The sequence below is a fragment of the Phenylobacterium aquaticum genome (assembly GCF_947378715.1).
Lineage (GTDB): Bacteria > Pseudomonadota > Alphaproteobacteria > Caulobacterales > Caulobacteraceae > Phenylobacterium > Phenylobacterium aquaticum_A.
The window spans coordinates 1-3,633 of sequence record NZ_CANCLE010000256.1 but is presented as its reverse complement, the minus strand read 5'-3'; the positions used below and the strand labels follow the sequence as shown (position 1 = coordinate 3,633).

General features: G+C 66.8%; 5 protein-coding genes. All 5 read left to right on the top strand.

All coding sequences use genetic code 11. From position 1 onward, the window contains the following. A partial coding sequence (locus tag Q7P21_RS20100; protein WP_304180121.1) for a hypothetical protein occupies positions 1-329 on the top strand: 329 nt, incomplete at its 5' end. Between the two features lie 76 nt (positions 330-405). Next, a complete protein-coding gene (gene mce / locus Q7P21_RS20095) occupies positions 406-828 on the top strand; it encodes a methylmalonyl-CoA epimerase (protein ID WP_304180118.1) in 423 nt (140 codons plus the stop codon). After that, positions 828-1,091 carry a DUF1467 family protein gene (locus Q7P21_RS20090; RefSeq protein ID WP_304171853.1) on the top strand — a complete coding sequence of 88 codons (264 nt, stop codon included), beginning with the start codon at positions 828-830 and terminating at the stop codon, positions 1,089-1,091. Before mce ends, Q7P21_RS20090 begins: the two co-directional genes overlap by 1 nt. A gap of 394 nt (positions 1,092-1,485) precedes the next feature. Continuing rightward, positions 1,486-2,778, top strand: coding sequence for a lipoprotein-releasing ABC transporter permease subunit (locus Q7P21_RS20085; protein WP_304171855.1), 1,293 nt, complete (start codon positions 1,486-1,488; stop codon positions 2,776-2,778). Next, complete coding sequence (locus Q7P21_RS20080; RefSeq protein WP_304180115.1) at positions 2,771-3,460, top strand: ABC transporter ATP-binding protein; 690 nt, start codon at positions 2,771-2,773, stop codon at positions 3,458-3,460. Before Q7P21_RS20085 ends, Q7P21_RS20080 begins: the two co-directional genes overlap by 8 nt. The last annotated feature ends 173 nt before the right edge of the window (positions 3,461-3,633 follow it).

Sequence of the window (3,633 nt, the reverse complement as noted above, 5' to 3'; positions counted from 1 at the left end):
TCTTTGTTGGAATGGGGACGGCATTCTTCCGCGCGACCGTTGAGGATCGAAGCCATCGGTGGGCGCTGCTGCTCCCCCTGGCTTGGATATTGCCGGTGATCGTAGCCGAACTCTTTCGTGTCCCCAATTCACCGGAGTCCAAGACCGCGTCTTGGGTTGCGGACCTCATCGCTCCGGCGCTTTTCATTCAAGCGCTTGCGAGCGGGGTGATTGTCGTTTGGGTACGGCGCCCAGTCTGGTGGATCACGGTCTGGCTGATCCTGAACTTCGTCTGCGCTGTCATGTCGGCGTTCAACCTCGCCATGTTCGCCAGCGGGGACTGGATATGAGCGCCCTCTGGCGTTCCGCTGCGGCAGATCACCTAGGGCTTTGGCCTGTCTGGCCCAGAGGGAGTATAGAGGCGTCATGATCGGCAAACTGAACCATGTCGGGGTCGCGACCCCCTCGATCGACGAGGCGGTGAAGGTCTATCGCGACGTGCTGGGCGCCACGGAGATCGGCGAGAAGTTCTCGATGCCCGAGCAGGGCGTCTGGGTCTGTTTCGTCACCCTGCCCAACAGCCAGATCGAATTGATCGAGCCCTATGGGGAGGCGTCCCCGATCCACGGCTTCCTGGCCAAGAACCCGGCCGGCGGCCAGCACCACATCTGCTTCGAGGTCGCCGACATCATCGCCGCCCGCGACGACATGCGCGCCAAGGGCGCGACGGTGCTGGGCACGGGTGAGCCGCGCATCGGCGCCCACGGAACCCCGGTGATCTTCGTCCATCCGAAGAACATGGGCGGCGTGCTGGTCGAGTTGATGGAAACGCCTAAGGACCCTCACTGATGACCATCTTCACCGCGCTCGCCATCTACATGACCATCTGGTGGACGGTGCTGTTCGCCGTCCTGCCCCTGGGCGTGACCAGTCACGCCGAGGCCGGGATCGATCTGGGCGACGGCGGTGATCCTGGCGCGCCGGTGGACCCCAAGCTGAAGAAGAAGTTCATCACCACCAGCTGGGTGTCGGCGATCCTGTTCGCGGCCCTGTGGCTGGTCATGACCTTCCACCTCATCCACCTGCCGGCCTTGCCCCACAACGGGTATTAGGCGGGCGGTTTCGCCGCATATTTGCGCGGGCGCGGCATGGTTCGCCCAAAGTTTGAGCGCGGTGCGCAAAGGGCTTCCCGTAGCGGAATAAGCGGCGCGGGCGGCACGTAACCCACGTTACATCTCGTCATCACGGCTGGCCGAGTTGGTCCGCCCGTGGCGTTTTTCCCCGACGACCTGAAGGCCGCCCACCTCCCTGGGCGGCCTTCTTTTCGTGCGCATTGCCGAAAGGCCGGCCGTAGGGGCGGCCTTCTTTTGGCGCGCATTCATTGCCAAGAGCGCGGGGCTGCGGCTATCACGGGTCGCCTAGAAGACGTCGTCAGGATCCGCATGCGCCTCCCGCTCTTCCCGCACCTGAATTCAAGTCTCGTCCTCGGTCGCGAGGACTAGCCGGGTGAGCGAAGCCGAGAGCCTGACCGGCCGCGCGCCGCCCTTCGGCCTGTGGGAGCGATCTGTCGCCGCTCGCTATCTGCGCGCCAAGCGCAGCGAGGGCGGGGTCGCCCTGATCTCGCTGATCTCCTTCATCGGCATCATGCTGGCGGTGGCGGTGCTGATCATCGTCATGAGCGTCATGAACGGTTTCCGCTCCGAGCTGCTCAGCCGGATCCTGGGCTTCAACGGCCATGTCTATGTGACCGGCGGGGTGATGATGACCCCGTCGCGCGAGCCGCTGATCGCCCGGCTGAAGGCCATTCCCGGCGTCACCCAGGCGGCGCCGGTGATCGAGGCCCAGGCCATGGCGCTCGGCCAGGGCCAGATCAGCGGCGCGATCGTCCGCGGCATCACGCCCAAGGACCTCAAGGACACCAAGATCGTCTCGACCAATATCGTCCGGGGCTCCCTGGAGGGCTTCGGGGTCGGCGACTTCGGCGGCGATCTGATCCTGGTCGGCGACAAGCTGGCCCAGAACCTGGGCGTCCAGCCGGGCGACGCGCTCACCCTGATCTCGCCGACCGGCGGGGCCACGGCCTTCGGCGCCACGCCGCAGCGCAAGACCTACACCGTGGCCGGCACCTTCAGCGTCGGCATGAGCGAATACGATCAGACCTTCATCTACATGCCGCTGAGCCAGGCCCAGCTGTTCTTCGGCCGCGACACCGCCGTCGACTTCGTGGAGATGAAGCTGAAGGACCCGGACGAGGCCATGGCGCTGAAGCCCGAGGTGGCGCGGATCGCCGGCCCGACCGCCGTGGTCACCGACTGGACCCAGAAGAACGCCTCCTACTGGGGCGCCCTGCAGGTCGAGCGCAGCGTCATGCGGCTGATCCTGATGATGCTGGTGGCCATCGCCGCCATGAACATCATCTCCGGCCTGGTCATGCTGGTGAAGAACAAGAGCCGCGACATCGCCATCCTGCGCACCATGGGCGCAGGGCAGGGCTCGATCCTGCGGATCTTCTTCATGGCCGGCGCCTCCGTGGGCCTGCTCGGCACCCTGGCGGGCCTGACCATCGGGGTCCTGTTCTGCACCTTCATCGGCCCGATCCAACAGGCGGTGGAGTGGGCGACCGGGACCCAGGTGTTCAATTCCGACGTCTATTTCCTGACCCGCGTCCCGGCCAAGATCGACTGGCAGGAAGTGGCCGGCATCATCGGCTGGTCGCTGGGCATGGCCTTTGTGGCGACCCTGCCGCCGGCCTGGCGCGCCTCGCGCCTCGATCCGGTGGAGGCGCTTCGCTATGAGTGATCTGGTCCTGGCCATCCGCGGCCTCGAGCGGACCTATGTCTCCGGCGACCGCACCCTCCAGGTCCTGAACGGCGCCGACCTGGATGTGGCGCGGGGCGAGATCGTCGGCCTGATCGGGCCCTCGGGCTCGGGCAAGTCCTCGCTGCTGCACGCCGCCGGCCTGCTGGAACGGCCGACCGCCGGCCAGATTTTCATCGAGGGTCGCGACTGCTCGGCGCTCAGCGACCGCATCCGCACCCGCATCCGCCTGTCGACCATCGGCTTCGTCTATCAGGCCCACCATTTGCTGCCGGAGTTCTCGGCGCTGGATAACGTGGCCCTGCCGCAGATGATCGCCGGCCGCAGCCGCAAGGCCGCCCGCGCCCGGGCCGAGGAACTGTTGAGCCGCCTGGGCCTGGCCGACCGCATCCACCACCAGCCGGCCCAGATGTCGGGCGGCGAGCAACAGCGGGTCGCCGTGGCCCGGGCTCTGGCCAACAAGCCGCGCCTGCTGCTGGCCGACGAGCCAACCGGCAACCTCGACCCCACCACCTCGGCGGCGGTGTTCGAGAACCTCTATGAACTGGCGCGCAGCGAGGGCGTCGCCGCCCTGGTCGCCACCCATAATCTGGAACTGGCCCGCCACATGGACCGGGTCCTGGCGCTCAAGGGCGGCAAGCTGGAAACCCAGACGACGTTCTAGGACAAGAGCCTGGCCATGAAGTCCGAGTGCAGGCTCCAGCCCAGGAAGCCCGCCAGGCCCATGATGATCCCGCCGGCCCCGAACACCCAGGCGCCGTAGAGCGCGCCGGCCACCTCGACCAGGGCGGCCACGGCGGACATCGACACGGCGATGGAGATCAGGGCGTCGGAGGC

What these genes read in the sequence shown, in the direction of transcription:
- Q7P21_RS20090 (WP_304171853.1), top strand. Translation starts at nt 828, where the DNA reads ATGACCATCTTCACCGCGCTCGCCATCTACATGACCATCTGGTGGACG.
- Q7P21_RS20080 (WP_304180115.1), top strand. Translation starts at nt 2,771, where the DNA reads ATGAGTGATCTGGTCCTGGCCATCCGCGGCCTCGAGCGGACCTATGTC.
- mce (WP_304180118.1), top strand. Translation starts at nt 406, where the DNA reads ATGATCGGCAAACTGAACCATGTCGGGGTCGCGACCCCCTCGATCGAC.